Genomic DNA, 446 nt, shown 5'->3' with positions numbered 1-446 from the left:
GAGAAGGACCCCTCGGTGCGCCGGGTCTTCGAGATCGCGATGTTCCGCGTGCAATACGTGGGCGAGATCTCCGCCGTGCGCGACCGCCACCTGGAGGCCAGCCTGGAGTTCCGCCAGCAGTTCGCCAACGAGATCACGCTCGCCGCGCAGGACCAGGGGCTCGCGCTGTCCTGCTCGGCCGAGGTCGCCGCCACCGGCCTGCAGGCGCTGTTCGACGGCCTGATGCAGGTGTGGATGCTGGGGGATGCCACCTTCGGCCTCGCGGAGACCGGCCGCGCCGCGGTGGACGCCTACCTGCGCGGGCTGGGGTTCGACGTGGCGGAGGGGGTCGATCCGCTCGTCGCGGGCATCCCGTGGCAGATTTGCCAGTCGCGCCGCAACGCCGTGCCATAATCCGCCCCTGGGCCGCAAGGGCCCGCGTGCGGCTGTAGCTCAGTGGATAGAGT

General features: G+C 70.9%; 1 protein-coding gene. It reads left to right on the top strand.

All coding sequences use genetic code 11. The features are described 5' to 3' along the window. Window positions 1-393: TetR family transcriptional regulator C-terminal domain-containing protein (locus E4T88_RS18940; protein WP_185146760.1), on the top strand; the 393-nt coding region annotated here is incomplete at its 5' end. Between the last annotated feature and the right edge of the window lie 53 nt (window positions 394-446).

The organism is Dysgonomonas mossii, from assembly GCF_004569505.1.
Lineage (GTDB): Bacteria > Bacteroidota > Bacteroidia > Bacteroidales > Dysgonomonadaceae > Dysgonomonas.
This window is presented reverse-complemented; position numbering and strand designations above follow the sequence as displayed.